Source organism: Roseicyclus amphidinii (genome assembly GCF_030163755.1).
GTDB classification, from domain to species: Bacteria; Pseudomonadota; Alphaproteobacteria; order Rhodobacterales; family Rhodobacteraceae; genus Roseicyclus; species Roseicyclus amphidinii.
Map to the genome: position 1 here is coordinate 1 of NZ_JASJOE010000044.1, position 22180 is coordinate 22180.

24 protein-coding genes, 3 tRNA genes and 1 riboswitch are annotated in these 22180 nt (G+C 69.3%); of the genes, 17 read left to right on the top strand and 10 right to left on the bottom strand.

Annotated elements, in window-relative coordinates:
- The 5 genes from QQK83_RS13890 to QQK83_RS13910 all read left to right on the top strand — a co-directional run.
- Positions 1 to 409, top strand: a 409-nt coding sequence (locus QQK83_RS13890; RefSeq protein ID WP_417750360.1) for a COG4223 family protein, incomplete at its 5' end; no start/stop codon positions are given.
- Positions 410 to 422: 13 nt separating this feature from the next.
- The gene (locus QQK83_RS13895) at positions 423 to 1922 is read left to right on the top strand and encodes a heme biosynthesis protein HemY (RefSeq protein ID WP_284265183.1); all 1500 of its coding nucleotides are present in this window, start codon (positions 423 to 425) and stop codon (positions 1920 to 1922) included.
- 117 nt (positions 1923 to 2039) lie between these two features.
- Positions 2040 to 2115, top strand: a tRNA-Thr gene (locus QQK83_RS13900).
- A 160-nt stretch (positions 2116 to 2275) separates the two neighbouring features.
- Entirely contained in the window at positions 2276 to 3691 is a 1416-nt protein-coding gene (locus tag QQK83_RS13905) for an L-serine ammonia-lyase (protein WP_284265240.1), read from the top strand.
- 42 nt (positions 3692 to 3733) lie between these two features.
- A complete protein-coding gene (locus tag QQK83_RS13910) occupies positions 3734 to 4126 on the top strand; it encodes a VOC family protein (protein ID WP_284265186.1) in 393 nt (130 codons plus the stop codon).
- On the opposite strand, the gene QQK83_RS13915 is transcribed toward QQK83_RS13910, so the two are convergent.
- Positions 4111 to 5448 (bottom strand): MmgE/PrpD family protein, encoded by a 1338-nt coding sequence (locus tag QQK83_RS13915; protein WP_284265188.1) that lies wholly within the window; start codon positions 5446 to 5448, stop codon positions 4111 to 4113. The two genes, QQK83_RS13910 and QQK83_RS13915, sit on opposite strands and share 16 nt — an antisense overlap.
- 84 nt (positions 5449 to 5532) lie before the next feature.
- Positions 5533 to 6519: a LacI family DNA-binding transcriptional regulator gene (locus tag QQK83_RS13920; protein ID WP_284265241.1), complete on the bottom strand. Its 987-nt coding sequence runs from the start codon at positions 6517 to 6519 to the stop codon at positions 5533 to 5535.
- A 160-nt stretch (positions 6520 to 6679) separates the two neighbouring features.
- Here QQK83_RS13920 and QQK83_RS13925 point away from each other — a divergent pair.
- Positions 6680 to 6756: transfer RNA gene (locus QQK83_RS13925), tRNA-Arg, on the top strand.
- A 93-nt stretch (positions 6757 to 6849) separates the two neighbouring features.
- Here the strand turns inward: QQK83_RS13925 and QQK83_RS13930 are convergent.
- Positions 6850 to 6925: transfer RNA gene (locus QQK83_RS13930), tRNA-Lys, on the bottom strand.
- Positions 6926 to 7034: 109 nt separating this feature from the next.
- On the opposite strand from QQK83_RS13930, the gene dapF reads away from it, so the two are divergent.
- The 9 genes from dapF to QQK83_RS13975 all read left to right on the top strand — a co-directional run bounded on the left by dapF (position 7035) and on the right by QQK83_RS13975 (position 14183).
- Positions 7035 to 7871, top strand: a complete 837-nt coding sequence (gene dapF / locus QQK83_RS13935; protein ID WP_284265189.1) for a diaminopimelate epimerase — start codon at positions 7035 to 7037, stop codon at positions 7869 to 7871.
- On the top strand, positions 7871 to 9130 hold the full coding sequence (mtaB, locus tag QQK83_RS13940) for a tRNA (N(6)-L-threonylcarbamoyladenosine(37)-C(2))-methylthiotransferase MtaB (RefSeq protein ID WP_284265191.1): 1260 nt from the start codon (positions 7871 to 7873) through the stop codon (positions 9128 to 9130). The genes dapF and mtaB overlap by 1 nt, the downstream gene beginning before the upstream one ends.
- Before the next feature lie 39 nt (positions 9131 to 9169).
- A complete protein-coding gene (locus QQK83_RS13945) occupies positions 9170 to 9793 on the top strand; it encodes an FMN-binding negative transcriptional regulator (RefSeq protein ID WP_284265194.1) in 624 nt (207 codons plus the stop codon).
- A gap of 59 nt (positions 9794 to 9852) precedes the next feature.
- Positions 9853 to 10134: a hypothetical protein gene (locus QQK83_RS13950; protein WP_284265196.1), complete on the top strand. Its 282-nt coding sequence runs from the start codon at positions 9853 to 9855 to the stop codon at positions 10132 to 10134.
- Entirely contained in the window at positions 10131 to 10736 is a 606-nt protein-coding gene (locus tag QQK83_RS13955) for a glutathione S-transferase (RefSeq protein ID WP_284265198.1), read from the top strand. The genes QQK83_RS13950 and QQK83_RS13955 overlap by 4 nt, the downstream gene beginning before the upstream one ends.
- Positions 10733 to 11158: a GNAT family N-acetyltransferase gene (locus QQK83_RS13960; RefSeq protein WP_284265200.1), complete on the top strand. Its 426-nt coding sequence runs from the start codon at positions 10733 to 10735 to the stop codon at positions 11156 to 11158. The genes QQK83_RS13955 and QQK83_RS13960 overlap by 4 nt, the downstream gene beginning before the upstream one ends.
- Positions 11159 to 11400: 242 nt before the next feature.
- Entirely contained in the window at positions 11401 to 11976 is a 576-nt protein-coding gene (gene petA, locus QQK83_RS13965) for a ubiquinol-cytochrome c reductase iron-sulfur subunit (protein ID WP_284265202.1), read from the top strand.
- An 18-nt stretch (positions 11977 to 11994) separates the two neighbouring features.
- A complete protein-coding gene (locus tag QQK83_RS13970) occupies positions 11995 to 13350 on the top strand; it encodes a cytochrome b (protein ID WP_284265204.1) in 1356 nt (451 codons plus the stop codon).
- Between the two features lie 17 nt (positions 13351 to 13367).
- A complete protein-coding gene (locus tag QQK83_RS13975) occupies positions 13368 to 14183 on the top strand; it encodes a cytochrome c1 (RefSeq protein WP_284265207.1) in 816 nt (271 codons plus the stop codon).
- A 105-nt stretch (positions 14184 to 14288) separates the two neighbouring features.
- Here QQK83_RS13975 and QQK83_RS13980 read toward each other — a convergent pair whose 3' ends face one another.
- From QQK83_RS13980 to thiB, 3 genes are read right to left on the bottom strand one after another with little or no spacing between them, the layout of a single operon-like run.
- Positions 14289 to 14978 (bottom strand): thiamine ABC transporter ATP-binding protein, encoded by a 690-nt coding sequence (locus tag QQK83_RS13980; protein WP_284265209.1) that lies wholly within the window; start codon positions 14976 to 14978, stop codon positions 14289 to 14291.
- The gene (locus QQK83_RS13985) at positions 14962 to 16530 is read right to left on the bottom strand and encodes a thiamine/thiamine pyrophosphate ABC transporter permease ThiP (protein ID WP_284265211.1); all 1569 of its coding nucleotides are present in this window, start codon (positions 16528 to 16530) and stop codon (positions 14962 to 14964) included. The genes QQK83_RS13980 and QQK83_RS13985 overlap by 17 nt, the downstream gene beginning before the upstream one ends.
- On the bottom strand, positions 16506 to 17492 hold the full coding sequence (thiB, locus tag QQK83_RS13990) for a thiamine ABC transporter substrate binding subunit (RefSeq protein WP_284265213.1): 987 nt from the start codon (positions 17490 to 17492) through the stop codon (positions 16506 to 16508). The genes QQK83_RS13985 and thiB overlap by 25 nt, the downstream gene beginning before the upstream one ends.
- A gap of 46 nt (positions 17493 to 17538) precedes the next feature.
- A riboswitch (TPP riboswitch) is annotated at positions 17539 to 17648 on the bottom strand.
- A 94-nt stretch (positions 17649 to 17742) separates the two neighbouring features.
- Between thiB and aroC the strand changes: the two genes are divergently transcribed.
- A complete protein-coding gene (aroC, locus tag QQK83_RS13995) occupies positions 17743 to 18843 on the top strand; it encodes a chorismate synthase (RefSeq protein ID WP_284265215.1) in 1101 nt (366 codons plus the stop codon).
- A gap of 210 nt (positions 18844 to 19053) precedes the next feature.
- A complete protein-coding gene (locus QQK83_RS14000; RefSeq protein ID WP_284265216.1) occupies positions 19054 to 19719 on the top strand; it encodes a hypothetical protein in 666 nt (221 codons plus the stop codon).
- A 7-nt stretch (positions 19720 to 19726) separates the two neighbouring features.
- Here QQK83_RS14000 and QQK83_RS14005 read toward each other — a convergent pair whose 3' ends face one another.
- The 4 genes from QQK83_RS14005 to QQK83_RS14020 form a co-directional block, all read right to left on the bottom strand.
- Positions 19727 to 20134, bottom strand: coding sequence for a thioredoxin family protein (locus QQK83_RS14005; protein ID WP_284265218.1), 408 nt, complete (start codon positions 20132 to 20134; stop codon positions 19727 to 19729).
- A 28-nt stretch (positions 20135 to 20162) separates the two neighbouring features.
- Positions 20163 to 20876 (bottom strand): cytochrome c biogenesis CcdA family protein, encoded by a 714-nt coding sequence (locus QQK83_RS14010; protein WP_284265220.1) that lies wholly within the window; start codon positions 20874 to 20876, stop codon positions 20163 to 20165.
- Between the two features lie 63 nt (positions 20877 to 20939).
- Positions 20940 to 21812 (bottom strand): DMT family transporter, encoded by an 873-nt coding sequence (locus tag QQK83_RS14015; protein ID WP_284265222.1) that lies wholly within the window; start codon positions 21810 to 21812, stop codon positions 20940 to 20942.
- A 77-nt stretch (positions 21813 to 21889) separates the two neighbouring features.
- Positions 21890 to 22180, bottom strand: coding sequence for an HU family DNA-binding protein (locus QQK83_RS14020; RefSeq protein ID WP_284265224.1), 291 nt, complete (start codon positions 22178 to 22180; stop codon positions 21890 to 21892).

A 22180-nucleotide genomic window follows, 5' to 3' on the forward strand; every position in this document is an offset into this window, starting at 1 on the left:
GGCCGCCACCGAGGTGCCCGAGGCGCTGGCCGCAATGGCCGACAGCGGCGTGCCGACGATGTCGGCGCTTCAGGCGGCCTTTCCGCCGCTGGCGCGCGCGGCGCTGCCGCTTGCCCTGCAGGAAACCGCGGGCGAGGGCGTGGGCGACCGGCTGGGCGCCTTCGTCATGGGCCAGATCGGCGGCCGCTCGGTCGAGCCGCGCGAGGGCGATGACCCCGACGCGGTCCTGAGCCGGGTCGAGGCCGCGGTCCGCGCGGGCGACTTGCAGACCGCGCTGACGGAAATCGCCGCGCTGCCCGAGGGTGCGCAAGGCGTGCTGGCCCCCTGGGTGGCCGATGTGGAAGCCCGCGCCGCGGCGGAAGACGGGCTTGCCGCCCTGACCGACGCGCTGTCGGGCAACGGGAACTGAGGGGGACGCGCCGATGCTTTGGTCTTTGCTGAAGGTCATGATCTTCATCGCGCTCGTCGCGGCCCTCACCTGGGGAACCGGGCTGCTGATCGAGATGGGCGAGCTTGCGACGCTCACCGTGATGGGCCGCGAATTCGTGCTGACGCCGCTTCTGGCGGTGCTGGGCGCGATCGTGCTGTTGCTGGCGGTCTGGCTGTTGTTCAAGGCCGTGGGCCTGCTGGTGGCCACGCTGCGTTTCCTGAACGGCGACGAGACGGCGATCACCCGCTATTTCAACCGCCGCGCCGAGCGCAAGGGCTACGAGGCGCTGGCCGAGGGCATGATGGCGCTGGCCGCGGGCGAAGGCCGGTTGGCCATTCGCAAGGCCGAGCGGGCCGAGAAATACCTCGGGCGGCCGGAACTGACCAAGCTTGTCGTGGCGCAGGGTGCCGAGATGGTGGGCGACCGCGCGCTTGCGACCGAGACCTTCAAGGCGCTGGTCGCCGATGACCGGACCCGTTTCGTGGGGGTGCGCGGGCTGATGAAGCAGAAGCTCGCCGCAGGCGACACCGAGACGGCGATGAAGCTGGCGGAAAAGGCGCTGGCGCTGCGCCCGAAGAACGACGAGGTGCAGACGACGCTGTTGCAGCTGCAGGCGCGGCACGAGGATTGGGCGGGCGCGCGCGCCACGCTGGCCGCCGCGCTGAAGGCAGGGAACCTGCCCCGCGACGTCCACAAGCGGCGCGACGCGGTGCTGGCGCTGGCCCATGCGCGCGACGCCATGGCCGAGGGCAAGATCGCCGAGGCGACCCGCGACGCGGAAGCGGCGCAGCGCATGGCGCCGGGCCTCGTGCCTGCAGCGGTGATGTCCGCGCGGCTCGCCATCGCGGGCGACAAGCCCAAGGTGGCGACCAAGATCCTGAAATCCGCCTGGGACACCGACCCGCACCCCGATATCGCGGCGGCTTTCGCCGAGATCGAACCGAAGGAGACCCCGGCCGCCCGGCTGAAGCGGTTCCGCCCGCTGATCGCCAAGCACTCCGGCCACCCCGAGGCGAAGATGCTCGAGGCCGAGCTGCAGATCGCGGCCGAGGATTTCCCCGCCGCCCGCCGCGCCTTGGGCGACCTTGCGGAAACGGCCCCCACCGCCCGCTCGCTGACCATCATGGCGGCGATCGAGCGCGGCGAAGGCTCGGACGACCGCATCGTGCGCGCCTGGCTGGCCAAGGCGGTGACCGCCCCGCGCGGGATGCAGTGGGTCTGCGGCAATTGCGGGCATGTCCATGCCGAGTGGCGCCCGGTCTGTTCGCAGTGCGACGGCTTCGACAGCCTGAGCTGGCAGGAAGTGGCGCAGAGCGAGGCGGCGCTGATGGGCCCCGCGCAGATGCTGCCGCTGATCGTCGGCGCGCTGGAGGACAAGAGCGCGCCCGAGGCCGAAGAGGCCGATGTCGTCGAGCCGGAGGCCCGCGCGGAGACCGCCGAGGGCCGCCCCGACGACGCGACACCGGCCGAACCGGCAGAGGCCCGAAATTAGGGCTGGCAACACCCCGCGCGGCTTGCTAAGAGGCCGCGCGGTGCGCCGGGCCGGGTGATCGGAAACGATCCGTCAGGCCCGACCACCCGGTCGGGGCACGCCCCGGCGAAGAAGAGTGCCGCTGTAGCTCAGCTGGTAGAGCACGTCATTCGTAATGATGGGGTCGGGGGTTCGAGTCCCTTCAGCGGCACCACTCTTCTTTCTGCTTCGCACAGGACATCGCACGAGGCAAAGCGGCGCAAAGCGGCCCATGCACCCGCAAGGGTCACGCCTTTGTCGCGCCGGGTCGGGATTTCGCGGGCGCAGGTCGCATTCCTGTCGGGCTTTGCCCGGAAATGCGCTATCCCGTCCCCATGTTCCTGAGCGTCTTCGACATCTTCAAGATCGGCGTCGGTCCGTCCTCGTCTCACACGATGGGGCCGATGAGCGCGGCTGCGCGCTTTCTGTCGGACCTTCGGTCGGGACGGGAAAAGGAGCCGGGCGCGGGCGAGCTGGCGGCGCTGTCGGCTTCGCTCCACGGCTCGCTCGCCTTCACCGGCAAGGGGCACGCGACCGACCGTGCCGTGATCCTCGGCTTTGCCGGGTTCGAGCCCGCCACGCTGGACCCCGACCGCGCCGAGGCGCTGGAGGGGGAGATCCGGAAGACCCGGACGGTCACGCCGCCCGGCCTGCCGCCCCTGCGCTTCGACCCCGAGACGGACCTTGTCTTCGACTACGGCCCGCCGCTGCCGGGGCATGCCAACGGGTTGATCCTGCGCGCCCATGACGGGGCCGGGAACCTCTATCTCGAGGAAACCTATTACTCGATCGGCGGCGGTTTCATCGCCACCGCCAAGGAACTTGCCGCGCAGGCACAAGGCGGGGCCGAGGCGTTCCACGAGGAGAAGGAAGCGGCGGGCTACCCCTACCCGTTCGGCTCGGCGGCCGAGATGCTGGCGATGGGCCGCGCCTCGGGCAAGAGCATCGCCGAGATGAAATGGGCCAACGAGACGGCGCGGCATGCGGCCAGCGATGTGCGCGCGCGGCTCGATGCGGTGTGGCAGGCGATGGACGATTGCATCGACCGGGGCCTGCGGATGGAGGGGGAGCTGCCCGGCGGGCTGCGGGTGAAGCGGCGGGCGAAACATATCCACGAGCAGCTGCTGGCCGAGCGCGGCTCGAACCTTGCGCAGCCGCATACGGTGAACGACTGGCTGTCGGTCTATGCCATGGCCGTGAACGAGGAAAACGCCGCGGGGGGCCGCGTCGTGACCTCGCCCACCAACGGGGCGGCGGGGGTGGTGCCCGCGGTGCTGCGCTACTACCGCGACCATTGCATCGGCGCGACCGAGGACGGGCGGCGGCGGTTCCTCATGGCGGCCTCGGCCATCGGCGGGCTGATCAAGCACAACGCCAGCATCTCGGGGGCCGAGGTGGGCTGTCAGGGGGAGGTCGGATCGGCTTCGGCCATGGCGGCGGCGGGGCTGTGCGCGGCGCTTGGCGGCACCAACGAGCAGGTGGAGAATGCCGCCGAGATCGCGCTCGAGCATCACCTCGGCATGACCTGCGACCCGGTGGGCGGTCTGGTGCAGGTGCCCTGCATCGAACGCAACGGGCTGGGCGCGATCAAGGCGGTCTCGGCGGCCTCACTGGCGCTGCGCGGCGACGGCACGCATTTCATGCCGCTCGACAATTGCATCGAGGCGATGCGCCAGACCGGGATCGACATGTCGACCAAGTATAAAGAGACAAGCCTCGGCGGGCTGGCGGTGAACCTGCCGGAGTGCTGAGGGGCGTTGCCAAGGGCCTTGGCGCGCGCTTACCTTCCGCGCATGTCAGTCATCAGTCACATCACGCTCGGCACCAATGACACCGACCGCGCGGGGCGGTTCTACGATGCCGTCCTCGGCACGCTCGGCTTCGCGCGCCTGCCCAAACCGCCGGGCAAGCCGCCCGCCTATGAAAAGGGCGGCGGGATGCCCACGATCTACCTCTATCCGCCCGAGGATGGTCGCCCCGCGACTTGGGGCAACGGCACCCATGTCGCCTTTGTCGCCGAGAGCCGTGACGCCGTGCATGCCTTCCATGCCGCCGCGTTGCGCGAAGGGGGCAGCTGCGCCGGCCCGCCCGGCCCGCGCCCGCAATACGGGGCGGAATATTACGCGGCTTATGTCCGCGACCCGGATGGCAACAAGCTTCAGGCGGTGTGTTACGGGGCCGAATAAGGGGCTGTGACCGCGTCGAGGAACGCGGCCAGACCGGTGCCGTCGCCCATGGCCATGACGGCGCGTTCCAGCGCATCTGTCCGCGCGTCACCCAGAACGGGCGTGGCGTAGCGGTGGAATTTCGCCGCGATCTCGGCGGCATCCACCGGGGCCTCGGGGTCGCCGCGCGCCTCGGTCTCGGCGGAGGTCAGCGCGCGCCCGTCGGTCAGGTGCAGCGTAACGCGTGCGATGCGGCGCGCGGGGAAGGCGGCGTTGAAGCCTGCGTCCTCGGTGATGACCATGGTTTCGGCCAACCGCCGGATGTCGGGATCGGCAAAGCTCTCCTCCATGATATCCTCGGGGTCGCAGGTGCCGCGCACCATGGCGACGGCGGCGGGATAGGCGGTGGAATACTGCGCCTCTTCGGTGGTGCGGGGGCGGGTTGTGGCGAGGCGACGGCTTTCGTGGAAGGTGGCGACCTCGATCCGGGCGACATCCGCGGCCCTCAGCCCATGCGCCGCGCGCAGGTCTAGGACCGCCTGCATCGCGGGCTGCGCCCAGCGGCAGACCGGGTAGGGTTTGAAATACTGTTCATGGATGCGCCAGCGCGTGCCGAGGTCGGACCAGAGGTCCGCCACCTCCGCCCCCGTGACGGTCACGGCGGGCCCGCCGGTGAAGCCGTCGCGCGCGAGATAGGCGGCAGAGACGCCCGCCATCGCGCCCCAGCCCGAGCCGTCCTTGACCATGGTCGGATGGTCGATGCAGCGCATCATCTGGCTCCGCGGGCCGTGGTATTCGGCGATGCCCATCGCCTCGTGCAACTTTGCGGGGGAAAGCCCCATGACCCGCGCGCCCAGCGCGGCGCAGGCGACGGCGATCCACGCGCCGGAGGTGTGGTAATCACAGGCGGTGCGGTGCAGCGCGATGCCCGCGCGGGTGCCGATCTCGTAGCCGATGACAAGCGCGGTAAGAAAGGCGCGGTCATCCAGCGCGCCCTCGGCCTCGGAGAGCGCGAGCAATGCGGGGAAGACCCCGCAGCCGACATGCCCCTTGGTCAGCTTGTGCCCGTCATGCCCGTCGACCGCGTCGATGGTCATGCCGCCCGCCAGCGCCGCCCCCGCGGGGCTGACGGCGCGGCCATCTATCAGCATGCGCGCGGGTGCTGCGCCCGCGCCGAACTGCGCGGCCGCATGGTCGCGGATGAGGCGAGACAGGCGCGTTTGTGACCCCGCGGCGGCCACGCCGCAGAGGTCCAGCAGCCAGAGCCGCGCCGCATGGCGCGCGGCCTCGGGGATATCGGGCCAGCGGGTGCCGAGGATGAAATCACCGGTCTGACGTGCCATGTGGCCCTCCCCGTATCATGGGGGCAGCCAAGCACGGACGCGGGCAGCGCACTTGTCCGTTCCCGACATGGCACCCGCGGCGCGTCAGCCCGCGCGGATCGTGTCACCCGGCAGGAAGACGGGGGCGAGCGTCACCACCTCGTCGGTCAGCGCATTGGCCGCGATCAGCTCGGCGGCGCGGCGCCCGATCTCGTGGCGCTGGCTGTCCATCGTGGCGATGCGCATCGGCAGGCCGTCCAGCACCTCGAAGGAGTTGAAGCCGGCCAGACCGATCTGGCCGGGAATATCCATCCCCTTCTCGAGGCAATACAAAAGGCCGCCCGCGGCGTTGATGTCGCTGTTGTAATAGAGGAAATCCAGGTCGGGCGTGCGGCCCAGGATCTCGGCGGTCATGCCGCGCCCGGTGCCAAAGCCCGAGGTTCCGGCGTAAAGACAGGCATCGGTCAGCGACAGACCGGCCTCGGCCAGCCCCTGCTCGAAACCCTGCCGCCGCTTTTGCGCGCGGTGGTCGTTGAGCGAGGAGGAGCCGCAATAGCCGATCCGCCGGTAGCCGCGCGCGGCGATCTCCTGCGCCATCTGGCGGCCGGCCTCGACATGGCTGATCCCGACGCAGGCCGCGACCGGGTCGCCGTCGACATCCATCACCTCGACGATGGGAATGCCCGCGTTGGCCATCATCGCGCGGGCGGCCTCGTTATGCTCGAGCCCCGCGACGATCAGGCCGGATGGACGCCAGCTGAGCATTTCGTAGATCACGTTCTCTTCGTGCTGGTCGTCGTATTTCGACGTGCCGATCACCGGTTGCAGCGGTGTTTCGTCCAGCACCTCGCCGATGCCCGACAGCACGTCGGGAAAGACCATGTTCGACAGCGACGGGATGACCACGCCGACAAGGTTCACCCGGTTGGACGCCAGCGCACCCGCGATCTTGTTGGGCACGTAGCCGAGGCGGCGGGCGGCACCGAAGACGCGTTCGCGCGTCTTGTCCGACACGTCGCCGCGGTTGCGCAACACGCGGCTGACCGTCATCTCGGACACGCCCGCGGCATCGGCCACGTCGCGCAGCGTCATCTGGGGTTTGCCGTCGAAGGGGTTGCGTCCGCGCAAAAGGCCGGTCCTTGGAGAAAGGTAGCGCTATCAGACCTTGATAGGCGGCGTGTCACGGGCCTGCAAGCGCGATGGCGCTTTCCGGGTTGCCCGGTCGGGCGGAATGGCCGAAAACCGGGGCCGTGGCCCCGTGGCTCAACTGGATAGAGCAGCCCCCTCCTAAGGGGCAGGTTGCAGGTTCGAATCCTGCCGGGGTCACCACCCAACCCGACATGCCACTGACCGAGACCGCCGCGCGGCGCGGGCGCAGGTGCGCGGCCATTTTCCGTCAGTTTACCGAATAAAGGAGGAAAATGGTGAGCCCGACAGGATTCGAACCTGTGACCAATTGATTAAAAGTCAACTGCTCTACCAACTGAGCTACGGGCCCACTCAGGGGTGCGTCTCTACGGTCGGGCCGCGGGCGCGTCAAGCCAAAAACCGGCGCATTTCGAGGGGCGGGGATTTCCAAGTCGTCGCAGGGGCGATATATGCCCGCCATGTCCAGTGACACAGCCCAGACCGGCCTGCCCTTCATGAAGATGCATGGGCTTGGCAACGACTTCGTGGTGATCGACGCGCGGGAAACCGGGGCAGAGGTCACCGCGCCGCTGGCGCGTGCGCTGGCGGATCGGCACCGGGGCGTGGGCTTTGACCAGCTGGCGGTGATTCACGCCGATGACGAGGCCGACCTGCGGCTGGTGTTCTTCAACGCCGACGGGTCGCTCTCAGCCACCTGCGGCAATGCCACGCGCTGCATCGCCCGGTGGGAGATGGACCGGCGCAGGGTCGCCGCGCTGACGCTGCGCACCGAGCGCGGGCTGCTTGCGGCGGTGGATGCGGGCGGCGGGCTGACCTCGGTCAACATGGGGCCGCCGGTGCTGGACTGGCGGGGCGTGCCGCTGGCCGAGGATGTGGACCTCGACCACCTGCCGATTCCCGGCGCGCCGGTCGCCACCGGCATGGGCAACCCGCATTGCACCTTTTTCGTCGCGGATGCCGAGGCCGTGGACCTCGCCGCCGAGGGGCCGCGGATGGAGCATCACCCGCTGTTCCCCGAGCGCACCAACGTGCAGTTCGCCCATGTGATCGGCCCCGATCACCTGAGGATGCGGGTGTGGGAACGCGGCACGGGGATCACGCTGGCCTCGGGCTCGTCCTCCTGCGCGGTGGCGGTGGCCGCGGCGCGGCGGGGCCTGACGGGGCGGCGGGTGCGGATCACGCTGGATGGCGGCGACATCCTCATCGACTGGCGCGAGGATGGCGTCTGGATGACCGGGCCCGCGGCGCATGTCTTTTCCGGCGTGCTGACGCCCGCCTGGCTGGGGTCCGTCTGATGGACGCGAAGGCCCCCGTCTTCCACACGCTCGGCTGTCGGCTGAACGCCTACGAGACCGAGGCGATGCGCGAGATGACCGCCGCTGCAGGCCTTGGCGACGCGGTGGTGGTGAACACCTGCGCCGTGACATCCGAGGCGGTCAGGAAAGCCCGGCAGGAGATTCGCAAGCTCCGCCGCGCGCATCCGGACGCCACGCTGATCGTCACCGGCTGCGCCGCGCAGACCGAGCCCGAGACCTTCGCCGCCATGCCCGAGGTGGACCGCGTCATCGGCAACACCGAAAAGATGCTGCCCGAAACATGGGCAGGAATGGCCGCGGATTTCGTGGGCGAGACGGAGCGCGTGCAGGTCGACGACATCATGTCGGTGACCGAGACGGCGGGCCACCTGATCGACGGCTTCGGCACGCGCTCGCGCGCTTACGTGCAGGTTCAGAACGGCTGCGATCACCGCTGCACGTTTTGCATCATCCCCTATGGCCGGGGAAATTCCCGCTCGGTGCCCGCGGGTGTCGTGGTGGACCAGATCAAGCGGCTGGTGGGGCGCGGCTACAACGAGGTGGTGCTGACCGGCGTCGACCTGACGAGCTGGGGCGCCGACCTGCCCGGCGAGCCGCGGCTGGGCGATCTGGTGATGCGCATCCTGAAACTGGTGCCGGACCTGCCGCGGCTGCGGATTTCCTCGATCGATTCGATCGAGGCCGACGAGAACCTGATGCAGGCCATCGCCACCGAGACGCGGCTGATGCCGCACCTGCACCTGTCCTTGCAGCATGGCGACGACCTGATCCTGAAGCGGATGAAGCGGCGGCATCTGCGCGACGACGCGATCCGGTTCTGCGAAGAGGCACGGCGGTTGCGCCCCGACATGGTCTTCGGCGCGGATATCATCGCGGGGTTTCCGACCGAGACGGAGGCGGCTTTCGAGAACTCGCTGAAGCTGGTCGAGGACTGCGGCCTCACATGGCTGCATGTCTTCCCCTATTCGCCCCGTCCCGGCACGCCTGCGGCCCGGATGCCGCAGGTGGAGGGCGCAGCGATCAAGGACCGCGCGGCGCGTCTGCGCGCGGCCGGTGAGGCGCGGGTGGCCACGCATCTGTCGGCGCAGGTGGGGCAGAGCCACCGCATCCTGATGGAAGCCCCGCGCATGGGCCGCACCGAGCAATTCACCGAGGTGGGTTTCGCCACGGACCAGCCCGAGGGGCAGATCGTGACCGCAACGATCACCGGGCAGGATGGGCAGCAGCTGGTCGTTTAGCGCGCCGGACAGGGCGCATTTCGGAAAGGACCACAGGCCATGCACCCCAACCCGGCCTTTCGACAGGAACCGACCGAGCGCCACATCGCTTTTGCCCGGCAGCGCGGCTTCGGCACCCTCTGCATGAACGGCGAGGCGGCGCCGATGCTCGCCCACATCCCCTTTCGGCTGAATGATGAAGGGACCGAGGCCGAGATGCACCTCGTCCGCTCCAACCCCATCGCGCGGGCCGTGACCGCGCCCACGCCTGCCGTGATCGCGGTCATGGGGCCCGATGGCTACATCTCGCCCGATTGGTATGGCGACCCGGCACAGGTGCCGACTTGGAATTACGTCGCCGTCCATCTGCGCGGCGTGCTGCATCCCGGAGACCCCGACGACATGCGCCCCCACCTCGACCGCGTCTCGGCGCAGTTCGAGGCGCGGCTGGCCCCGAAGCCCCCGTGGACGACGGGCAAGATGCCCGAGGAGGTGCTGGAGCGCATGATGCGGCAGATCCTGCCCTTCCGCCTCGAGGTTCAGGAGGTGCAAGGCACCTGGAAGCTGAACCAGAACAAGACCGACAGCGCGCGGGCGGGTGCGGCGGCGCAGATCAAGACCTCTTCCATCGGGCAGGAGCTTGCCGCGCTTTCGGCGCTGATGACAGGGATCGGCGGGAAATAGACAAGCCCCCGCCGCTCGCCTACATCTTGGCTAACCACCAGCCGCAAGGGAGGCGCGCCTTGGCCATTCCATTCACCCCCGTCGCTGCCGCGGCGCTGCGCTATGGCGCTGTCGCGGCCATTGCCTATGCCGCCGCGCGGCGCGCGCAGGCCCGCCGGATCGACCCCGCCGCCGAAGCCGCGATGGAGGCCGCGCCCGAGGGGCTGCACATCGGCCATGCGCCGGGGCAGCTGAACGCCGCCGGGCGCTGGCGGCGGGCCATCCGCCTTGGCGCGACCGGGCCGGGGATGGAGATCGACCTTGCGGGCCTCGCCCGCCTGCGGCTGAGGCGCGTGGCATGAGCTTCACGCTTCTGGGCTCCGACGCCTCGCCCTTCGTCCGCAAGGTCCGCGTCCTGCTGGCCGAGGCCGGCATCACCGATGTGCCTTACGAGATCGTTCAAAGCTCGCCCATGGGCGGCGAGGACCGGATCAACACCGCCAATCCGCTGGGCAAGATCCCCGCGCTGCTGCGCGACGGCGGGCCGACCGTCTACGACAGCCGCGTGATCACGCGCTTCCTTGACGCGCACTACGGCGCGGGCCTCTACCCCGAGGCGCGGCTGTGGGAGGTCCTGACGCTGGAGGCCACCGCCGACGGCATCATGGAGGCCGCGGTCGGCATCATCTACGAGGCGCGCTTCCGCCCGGAGGAATTCCGCTACACCCCCTGGACCGATGGCCAATGGGCCAAGGTCGCCCGCGCGCTGGACACGATCGAGGCGCAATGGATGAGCCACCTCGCAGGGCCGGTTCACATGGGACAGGTCGCGGTGGGCTGCGCGCTCGGCTATCTCGACCTGCGCCATGGCGACAAGGCCTGGCGCGAAGGTCGCCCGGCGCTGGCGGCGTGGTTCGACGGTTTCTCGGCCCGCCCCTCGATGCAGGCGACCAAGGCGGAATGAGGATCGGGCGGGCCGAGACCGAGGCCGCCCGCGCGGCCTGTTTCGCGGTGCGCCGCGCGGTCTTCATCGAGGAACAGCAGATCCCCGAGGCCGAGGAATGGGACGCCGAGGATGCCACCTGCCTGCACCTGCTGGCCGAGGATGACACCGGCCCGCTGGGCTGCGCCCGGCTGATCGCACGCGGCACCACCGCCAAGATCGGGCGCGTCGCGGTCATGCCGCGCGCCCGTGGCACGGGGCTTGGCCGCAGGATCATGGAGGTCGCGCTGGACGAGGCCCGCGCGGCCGGCTTCGCCGAGGCGCTGCTGGAATCGCAGGTCGGCGTCATCGGCTTCTACGAAACCCTGGGATTCGCCGCCGAGGGGCCGGAGTATGACGACGGCTCGGGCATCCTTCACCGGGTGATGCGCAGACCGCTTTGAGGGGGCGTTTCGCGCCCCGCTTGCGCCCGTTCGGGGCGGGTTCGGCCAAGGGTTGCAGGGCAAGGCGGGAAAGCCGTTTCATCTGCGACATTTCGGCCTAGATGCGCGCGTTTGTCCGCTGGACGCCTATAACCGTAGCCCATAGACAGCCATGCATCTGGGCGAGTGGGGTCATCCCTCGCCCTTTCGGGTTTTCAAGGTCCGGCAGTCCCCGGACCCAGAGCAAGGGGAGACGCGTACCTGTGTCACACGCCGAAGACCATAGCGGCGATCGCCGCGATTTTCTCTATTACGCCACGGCCGGTGTCGGTGCCGTGACGGTCGGGGCGGGTGTCTGGCCGCTCGTGAACCAGATGAACCCCTCCGCCGATGTGCAGGCCGCAAGCCAGATGCGCGTCGACGTGGGCGGTGTGGCCGTCGGCACGCAGCTGACGGTCCTGTTCCTCGGCAAGCCGGTGTTCATCCGTCACCGCACCGAGGAAGAGATCGCGGAGGCCCGCGCCGTCGAGGTGAACGACCTGGTCGACCCGATCGCGCGGAACCCGAACCTCGGCGAGGTTCCGGCCACCGACGAGAACCGCTCGATGCCCGATTTCGCCGGCGAGAACACCGGCGAATGGCTGGTCCAGATCGGCGTCTGCACGCACCTCGGCTGCGTTCCCATCGGGGACGGCGCCGGTGATTTCGGCGGCTGGTTCTGCCCCTGCCACGGCTCGCACTACGACGCCTCGGGCCGCATCCGCCGCGGGCCCGCACCTGAAAACCTTCCCATCCCCGTTGCAGAGTTCGTGGACGAAACCACGATCCTGCTCGGCTGACCCGGAGGACCACGCGACATGTCTGGAATTCCTCACGACCATTACGAACCGAAGGCCAACTGGGAGAAATCCCTGCAGAAGCGCCTTCCGATCGTCGGCCTGATCTACGACACGATCATGATCCCGACGCCCAAGAACCTCAACTGGATGTGGATCTGGGGCATCGTGCTGACCTTCACGCTGGTCCTGCAGATCGTCACCGGCATCATTCTGGTGATGCATTACACGCCGCATGTCGACCTGGCCTTCGCCAGCGTCGAGCACATCATGCGCAACGTGAACGGGGGCTGGGCGATCCGCTACATCCACCAGAACGGCGCCTCGCTGTTCTTCATCGCGGTCTACCTGCACATCTTCCGCGGTCTCTACTACGGGTCCTACAAGGCCCCGCGCGAGATCACGTGGATCATCGGCATGCTGATCTACGTGCTGATGATGGGCACCGCCTTCATGGGTTACGTTCTGCCCTGGGGCCAGATGTCCTTCTGGGGGGCGACCGTGATCACCGGCCTGTTCGGCGCGATCCCCTTCGTGGGCGACGCGATCCAGACCTGGCTGCTGGGCGGACCGGCCGTGGACAATGCCACGCTGAACCGCTTCCTGTCGCTGCATTACCTGCTGCCCTTCGTGATCCTGGGCATGGTGATCCTGCACATCTGGGCCTTCCACACGACCGGCAACAACAACCCCACGGGTGTTGAAGTGCGCCGCACCTCCAAGAAGGAGGCCGAGGCCGACACCCTGCCGTTCTGGCCCTATTTCGTGATCAAGGACCTGTTCGCGCTTGCCGTGATCCTGGCCGTCTTCTTCGCCATCGTGGGCTTCATGCCGAACTACCTCGGCCACCCCGACAACTACATCGAGGCCAACCCGCTGGTGACGCCCGCGCACATCGTGCCCGAATGGTACTTCCTGCCGTTCTACGCGATCCTGCGCGCCTTCGACGGCGAAGTCTGGCTGGTGATGCTGGTCGACTTCCTGACCGCCGGTATCGTCGACGCCAAGTTCTTCGGCGTGGTGGCGATGTTCGGGGCCATCGTGGTCATGGCGCTGGCGCCCTGGCTCGACACCTCGTCGGTGCGCTCGGGCCGTTACCGGCCGATGTTCAAGTGGTGGTTCTGGCTCTTCGTCGTGAACTTCTTCGTCCTGATGTGGGCGGGCGCGATGCCGGCCGAAGGCATCTACCCCTACATCGCCCTGATCGGGTCGGCCTACTGGTTCGCCTACTTCCTGGTGATCCTGCCGCTGCTCGGCGTCATCGAGAAGCCGCTGCCGCAGCCCGATACGATCGAGGACGACTTCAAGGAACACTACGGCAAGGACGATGGTGGTCATGGTGGCGTGACGTCGCCCGCCGCATCGCCCGCCGAGTGAGAGAAAGGACACTGAGAATGCTCAGGAAACTTGCCATCAGCACCGTGACGGCTGCGACGCTGGCCCTCTCCTCGGGGGCGGCGCTGGCCGCCGGCGCGGCGGGCCATGTCGAAGACTACGCCTTCTCCTTCGAAGGCCCCTTCGGCACCTTCGACCAGAACCAGCTGCAGCGCGGCCTGCAGGTCTACACGCAGGTCTGCGCGGCCTGCCACGGCCTGCGCTACGTGCCGATCCGGACCCTCTCGGACGAGGGCGGCCCGGGTCTCAGCGAGGAAGAGGTGCGCGCCTACATCGAGCAGAACTTCATCGAGGTCTACGACCCCGATCTGCAGGACTGGCGCGCGGCCACGCCGAACGACAACTTCCCGATGTCGAGCCTCGAGAACGCGCCCGACCTCAGCCTGATGACCAAGGCGCGCGCGGGCTTCTCCGGCCCCTACGGCCTTGGCCTGAACCCGCTGTTCCGCGGGATGGGCGGGCCGGAATACCTTGCGTCGCTTCTGACCCATTACACCGGGTCCGAGCGCGAGGAATTCGGCGCGGTCCTCTACGGGAACGAGACCTTCCCGGGCGGCTACATCGCCATGTCGCCCCCGCTGTGGGACGGCGCGGTCGAATACAATGACGGCACCGAGGCCACGGTCGAACAGATGGCGCTGGACGTCGCCGCCTTCCTGACCTGGACCGCGGAACCGGCGCTGATGGCGCGCAAGCAGATGGGCTTTACCGCCATCCTGATGCTGGGCGTCCTGTCGGTGCTGCTCTACCTCACCAACAAGCGCATCTGGGCCCCGGTCAAGGCGCGCGCGAAGGGCCAGCAGCCCGCCGAGTGAGGCACGCCATACGCGAAAAGGAAAACGCGCCCCACGGGGCGCGTTTTTCGTTTCCGGGCCGACCTCGGTGACACGTTGGGGCGGGCACTCCGACCCACCGCGCCGTCACATCCAGGGGCGCAGCCCCTCGGGGGGATCGTCCCGCAGCCCCGAGAGGCCGAGGTCCAGCACCTTCGCCCCGTCCTCCAGCAGCCACAACCGGTCACAGAGCCGTTCGGCGTCGCGCAGGTCATGGCAGGCCATGAGAAGCGTCAGGCCGCGTGCCGCGCACAGCTCCCGCACAAGGGCCAGCATCTCGGTCTTCAACCCCGGATCGAGCGCCGCGAAGGGCTCGTCGAGCAGCGCAAGCGGCCGGTCGCGCAGCAGCATCCGCGCCAGCGCGACCCGCGCCTGTTGCCCGCCCGACAGCGCCGCGGGCCGCTTGCCCGCATGATCGCCCAGACCCACCTGGGACAGACTGTCGGCCACCCGGTCCCGATCCTCCGCCGAGAGGCGCAGATCGGGGCGCAGCCCGAGTGCCACGTTGTCGAATGCCGTGAGGTGCGGAAACAGGTTCCCGTCCTGGAACAGGATCGACACCGGCCGCGCCGCCACGGGGGCCGCTGTGATGTCGGTGCCCGCCCACAGGATGCGCCCGGCCTCGGCCCGCTCGAACCCCGCGATCAGCGACAGAAGCGTGCTCTTGCCGCTGCCCGACGCGCCCAGCAACGCCACGCGCTCGCCGCGGGCGATCCGACCGGACAGCGACAGGGTGAACCCGTCTTGGGCAAAGCGCAGCTTATCGAGTGACAGCATCGAGCCGCCCTCCCCTGTCGAAGGCCCAGAACAGCGCCAGCGTCAGCGCCATGAGCAGCACCGCCGCGCCCTGTGCGTCATCGGTGCGGTAAGAGCCCATCAGCCTATACATCTCGAGCGGCAACGTCCCCTGCCCCGGCGTCGAGAACAGGGCGATGACGCCAAGGTCGCCCATGGAAAACGCCGCCGCCAGCCCCGCGCCGAAGCCCAGCGGGCGCCGCAGCCGGGGCAGGATCGCATGGCGCAACCGCGCCAGCCCGCGCATCCCCAGCGCCTCGGCCAGTCGGCCCTGCGTCGCCTCGGCCTCCATCGCGGCGGGCACCAGCGCGCGCAGCAGGAAGGGGAGCGCGACCAGCGCGTTGACCATGCCCGTGACCGGCAGCGCCAGCGGGATCGGGTTCGTCACGCTGCGGATCAGGAGGAACAGCCCCGTTCCGATCACCAGCGGCGAGACGGCGATGGTGAGAAAGGCCAGCCCTTCGACAAGGCCGGGGCGGCGAAGCCGCGTCACCAAGAGCGCGATGGGCAGCGCCAGCGCGACGGCCAGCGCGGTGGAGGCCAACGCAAGGATGATCGAGCGCAGCGCGGCCTCCCACACCACCGGCGGCAGGCCCGTCAGGGCGGGCAAGCCCTTGAGCAGCACGGCGGCAAGCGGCAGCAGCAGGAACCCCGTCGCAGCAAGGATCGCCGCCGCGTCCAGCGCCCGCGCGACCCGCGTGTCGCCCGGCCATGGCAGCGCCGGGCGGTCAAGGCCCGCGCCGACCTCGTGGCCCCGGATCGCGCCGAAGGCCAAGGCCCCCGCGCCAAGGCAGATCGCCACCTGCACCAGCCCCAGAAGCGCCGCGCGCCCGAGGTCGAAATCGAAGCGGAACGCCTGGTAGATCGCCAGCTCCACCGTGGTGGAGGACGGCCCGCCGCCAAGGATCAGGGCGACCGCGAAGCTTGTCGTGCAGATCAGGAAGATCAGCAGCGCCGCGCCGGGCAGCACCGCGCGCAGGATCGGTCGTTCGAACTGCCGCCGCATGTCGGCGGTGGAAAACCCCAACGAGGTGGCCAGCCGGATGCGTTCGGACGGCACCGCCTGCCAGCCCTGAAGGATCAGCCGAACCGCCAGCGGCAGGTTCAGGAAGACATGCGCCAGCACGATCCCCTGCAGCCCGTAGACATCCACCCGCGCAGCACCCAGCGCGGCGAGCAGATCGTTCGCCCAGCCAGCCCGCCCGAAGACGGCCAAGAGGCCAAGGACCGCCACGATAACCGGCAGCAGAAAGGGCGCGCCCATCAGCGTCACCAGCACCCGCCGCCCCGCGAAATCGCGCCGCGCCAGCGCGCGGGCCACGGGGATGGCCAGCGTGACGCTGACCAAGGCCGAGAGCGCGGCCTGCAACAGCGTGAAGCGGATCGCGGCCCAATCCGCGGGGCCGAGCGTGGGCGGCCAACTGGCGCGCAGCATCACCGCGCCGAGCGGGCCGAGCACGGCGAGGGCGACGAGCGCGGCAAGAACCGCGCCCGTCCAGTGGATCGCGCCTAGCGGCTGAGCGCGGCTTGCCATGTGGCGAGCGCCTCATCCCGGCGCGCCGCCGCGTCCTCGGGCGACAGCAGCAACGCCTGCGACGGCTGGACCAGCGTTTCGAACCCTTCGGGCAGCGCCGACGCCGGCAGGGCGGCGGGATACATCCAGTTCGTCGTCGGGATCACCTCCTGGAACTCGGGCGTCAGCATGAAGGACAGGAACGCCTGCGCCAGTTCGGGCTGATCTGTGCCCGCGAGCATCCCCGCCACCTCGACCTGCATGTAATGCCCCTCGGCGAAGGCGGCGGCGGTCTTGCTGGGGTCTTCCTCGGCGATCAGGTGATAGGCGGGCGAGGTGGTGTAGCTTAACACCATGTCGGCCTCCCCCTCGAGGAACAGGCCATAGGCCTCGGACCAGCCGGGGGTGACGGTGACGATGTTGTCGGCCAGCCCCTCCCAGATCTCGCCCGCGCCGTCGCCATAGGCGGCCTCGACCCACATCAACAGGCCAAGGCCGGGGGTGGAGGACCGCGGGTCCTGGATCACGATGGAAATGTCCGAGGCCGCCAGCGCCTCGAAATCGCCCGGCACATTGGCCAAGGCGGTGTCGTGGACGAAAGCGAAATAACCCCAGTCGAAGGGCAGGAACTCCGCGTCGTCCCATGCGATCGGCAGGGTCAGCCCATCGGGCGTGATGCCGTGGGGGGCGAACAGCCCCGTCTCGCGCGCCGCCGCCGTCAGGTTGGTGTCGAGCCCGAGGACGATATCGGCCTCTGTGCTTTCCCCCTCCAGACGCAACCGCGCCAGCAGCGCCGCGCCGTCGCCCGCGCCCACGAATTGCAGGTCGCAGCCGCACGTCGCCTCGAAGGCCTCTTCCACGGCGGGGCCGGGGCCCCAATCCGAGACGAAGCTGTCATAGGTGTAGACCGTCAACACCGGGGTCTGCGCGAACGCGGCCCCCGCGACAACAGACAGTCCCGCTGCGATGATGGTGTGTTTCATTCCTCACTCCTCCATTGCGACGGGCGAAGTGAAGTGTGGGGCATGTGTCTGGCCCGCAAACCTTCCCTCCGCCGGTCCTAACCGGTTCAGGTTCAACGGGTTCGCGCGTCATCCCGCGCATCTCAGGCCGTATCAAGGCCACCCCGAGGTGACGCAACACGTAGCGCCGGGACTTGCGGCGCGCAAGCGGCTTGGCATTTTCGCCGCAGGGCGCTAGGCCCGTGACCAACTGAAAAGGGATGCCCGCGCGATGAGCCTCAACAGCTTCGGCCACCTGTTCCGCGTCACCACCTGGGGCGAAAGCCACGGGCCCGCGCTTGGCGCGACCGTGGATGGCTGCCCGCCCGGCGTGCCGGTGGATGCGGGCGCGATCCAGCATTGGCTGGACCGGCGCAAGCCGGGGCAGAACAAGTATACCACCCAGCGCCGGGAACCCGACGAGGTCGAGATCCTGTCGGGCGTGTTCGAGGGGCAGTCGACCGGCACGCCGATCCAGCTGATGATCCGCAACACCGACCAGCGGTCCAAGGATTACGGCGACATCGCCGAGAAATTCCGCCCCGGTCACGCCGATATCACCTATTGGCAGAAATACGGCATCCGCGACTATCGCGGCGGCGGGCGGTCCAGCGCGCGCGAGACGGCGGCGCGGGTCGCCGCGGGCGGCATTGCGCGGGCAGCACTTGCGCAGATGGTGCCGGGGCTGACGATCACGGGCTACATGGTGCAGATGGGGCCGCACGGCATCGACCGCGCGCGGTTTGATGCAGCCGAGATCGAGCGCAACCCCTTCTGGGTGCCCGACGCACAGGCCGCCGAGGACTGGGCCGCCTATCTCGACGGGTTGCGCAAATCCGGCGACAGCGTCGGCGCGGTGATCGAGGTTACGGCCTCGGGCGTGCCCGCGGGCCTCGGCGCACCGATCTACGGCAAGCTCGACACCGACCTTGCGGCGGCGATGATGTCGATCAACGCCGTGAAGGGCGTCGAGATCGGCGATGGCATGGCGGCGGCCGCCCTGACCGGCAGCGCCAATGCCGACGAGATCACGATGGGGCCCGACGGGCCGGTCTATGGCTCGAACCACGCGGGCGGCATCCTTGGCGGCATCTCGACCGGACAGGAGGTTGTCGTGCGCTTCGCGGTCAAGCCGACCTCGTCGATCCTGACGCCGCGCAAGACGATCACGAAATCCGGCACCGAGACCGAGATCGTGACCAAGGGCCGCCACGACCCCTGCGTCGGCATCCGCGCCGTGCCGGTGGGCGAGGCGATGATGGCCTGCGTTCTGCTCGATCACCTGCTGTTGCATCGGGGGCAGGTGGGCTCCAACCGCGGCGCCATCGGCTGATCCTGCACCCGCCAACGGAAACAGTGCCGCAGCGGTCGCCGGATCGTTCCGTGACCGGGCGACAATGCACGCAAAGCACCCCAAGCCTGCCGCTTTCCCGCCACATTTCGGGGCGATCATGGCGAAACTTGGGGAAAATCTGGATGTCTGTCGATGGGAGGCTTCGTGCGCCCAAATCTCCGCCATGCGTGGATCAACCTTGACGGTGCGATGATCGCGGTCGCGCTGCTGGCGGGCGTGATGGTCGCGGGCACCATGATCCGCACCCCGCCGGGCGGCGATGGCTCGGCCTTTGGCAGCCACGTGGGTGGGCTGCGCACGCTTGGGCCGACCGAAACGCTCGTGACCTTCGAGGATGGCACGTCGCGGACGGTCGAGGGCTGGTCGACCGGTGCCCGGAACGAGGCCCATGTGGGCCTTGGTGCGGTCTGGCTGGTGCAGCCCGGCGACGCCCCGCTCGGGCGGCGCTTTCCCCTGCCCGAGGGCACCACGGCCGCGACGCTGCGGCTCGAGATCATCGCGCTGGACGATTGGGCGCTCGAGGGGCTGGAGCTGACGGTGAACGGTCGCGCCCTGCTCCGGCAGCGGTTTTCCTCGCGTCCCGATCTGATCGCGGCGCAACAGACCGAGGTGATCGAGGCCGAGGGGGTCACGTTGCGCGCGCAGCTTGATCCGCCGCGCGAGCTTGGCTTCGCCGGGGGAGCGGCCGCGCAGGCCGAAACCCGGCTGGTGGTCGAGGTCGCGCTCGAGGCCCCCGGCCCGGAGCTGGCGCTCGGGCTGACGCCCCTGCCCGCCCTGCCCGCGCGGACGGACGGGGCGACCGCCCCGGCCTATGCGGTGGACAACCTTATGGTGGTCGCCGCCCGCCCGCGCTGACGCGGCCTCAGCCCAGCCCGAGGTCCATCAGGGCGCGGATATCGGCCTCGGCGGTCTGCGCGACGATGCGGCCCAGTTCCTCTTCGCCGCGCAACAGCACCAACGTGGACCGGCGCGGGATGTTCAGGGCGCGCGACAGCTCACCGGTGCCATGGGTGTCCCAATCGACCTTCACGAAGGTCATGGCGGCGTCATAGGCCGGGTTGGCGGCGCGCAGCGCCTCGATCACGCGGCCCTGCGCGCGGCAGGTCGAACACCAGGTCGCCGAGAAATCGACGAAGACGGTCTCACCGGCGGCAAGCCACGCCTGCACGAGGCCGGGGGTATAGTCGATCATCGCCTGTGCGGCGCGGGCGACGGGCAACAGGCCAAGCGCGGCAGCGCCCAGCAGGATCTGGCGGCGGGTGGTGGTCATCTGGGGAACTCCTTGCAGCGGAACAGGGTCAGAGGGCGACGGAAAGGTCCTGCAACCAGACCGGCATCCGGTCGAGCAGCCAGGCCTCGGCGATGTGGTGCCAGCGCAAGAGGATGGCGACGCCGACGAACAGGAACACGGCCCCGAGGATCGGGCGCGAGGCGCGGGCCAGCCTTTGCAACGCGCCCATGTGGCGGCGCAGCGCCTGCCGCGCGCCGTAACCAAGGGCGACCATCACGCTGCCGATGCCAAGCGCGAAACCGACCATGATGGTGAAGGCGCGCAGCAGGTCATCGCCCTGGCTGGCGAGCGAAATGGCCCCGCCCAGCGTGGGGCCGACGCAAGGGCTCCAGACCGCGCCGAGCAGCAGGCCGCCGAGGAACTGGCCCTGCCAGCCCTCGGTCCGCGTCGCGCGCAGGCCGGTATCGGCGCGCTCGGCGAAACCGGCGGTCGCGGTGGCGAAACGCGCCTGTGCCTGCGGGATCAGGAGGATCAGGCCGAAGGCGACCATCAGCGCCGCGCCCGCGCGGGCGACGGTCTCTTCGGTCAGGCCGACGAGATGACCGGCCGCGATCACCGCGAAACCCAGCGTGATGAAGGCCAGCCCCATGCCCGCCGCAAGGGCCAAGGGCCCCCAGCGGCTGGCCTGCAACGCGCCGGCCAGAACGATCGGCAGGATCGGCAGAACGCAGGGGTTGATGAGCGTCAGCACCCCGGCACCATATGCGAGACCAAGTTCCATGGCGCTGTCATGCCCCGACGGCCGCGACCTGTCATGCGACAAAGCCGTGATCGGCGCGTGAGATCAGGCGGGCTTGGCCCGCGCCAGTTGCACGGCCAGGATTCCCGCGGCCACGATGGCGACGCCCAGCACGTCGACCCAGCCGAGGCTTTCGCCCAGCAGCACGGCGGCGATGGCCACGCCGAACACCGGGTTCAGGAAGTGAAAGGTCGCGGCCCGTGTCGGGCCGATCCGGCCCACCAGCCAGAACCAGATCAGCGTCGCCAGAAGCCCCGGCATCAGCGTCGTGTAGACGAAGGCCACCACCAGCGGCATGGACCAGTCCACCACCCAGCTCTCGGTCAGGACGGCGACCGGCGCCAGCGCGGCCGCGCCCACCAGCATCTGCAACCCCACGATCATCATCAGGCTGCCCCCGCCCGAAGCCGCGCCCCGCACCGAGAGCGTGGCCACCGTCAGCGCCACCGCACCGACCAGGCACAGCGCAACGCCAAGCGCGTCCGCCCCGCCGCCAAGCCGTTGCGCCATGATCAGCCCGACCCCGAAGAACCCCGCCGCCAGCCCCGCCAGCCCCAAAGGCGGCAGGCGGTCGCGGAACAGGCCCCAGTTCGCGGCGGCGACCAGAAGCGGCATGGTCGAGGCGATGATCGCGGCCAAGGAGGCCTCGACCCATTGCATCGCAACGAAGTTGAGCCCGAGATAGAGGGCGTTCTGGCAGATGCCGAAGATCACCACGGCCCGCCATTGTCCCCGCGTCAGACGCATCCCCTGCCCCATGGCCAGCGCGATGCCGACGCCGATGATCCCCGACAGAAGGAACCGGATCGCCAACGCCGTGACCGGCGGGGCGGCCTCGACGATGATGCGCGCCGAGGTAAAGGCCGAAGACCAGATCAGGGCGAACAGCAGCCCGCCCAGAAGCGCACGAATGTCCATGGATGCCGTCAGTGCAAAATGAGAAAGGGCCGCAGCCGTCAGGCCGCGACCCTTTCACGAAAGACCCGGAAGGGCAATCAGCCGTTCACGCTGTCCTTGAGTGCCTTGGCAACGGTGACCTTCACCTGCTTGTCGGCCTCTTTCTTGATCTGTTCGCCGGTGGCCGGGTTGCGGACCATGCGCTCGGGGCGCTCGCGGCAATAGATCTTGCCGATGCCGGGCAGGGTGACGGCGCCGCCGGCGGCGACTTCCTTGGTGATGATGGCGGTGACAGCGTCCAGGGCTGCGCCCGCGGTCTTCTTGTCGCCGCCCATCTCGTCGGCGATGGCGGCGACGAGCTGGGTCTTGGTCATGGGTTTTTGTGCCAT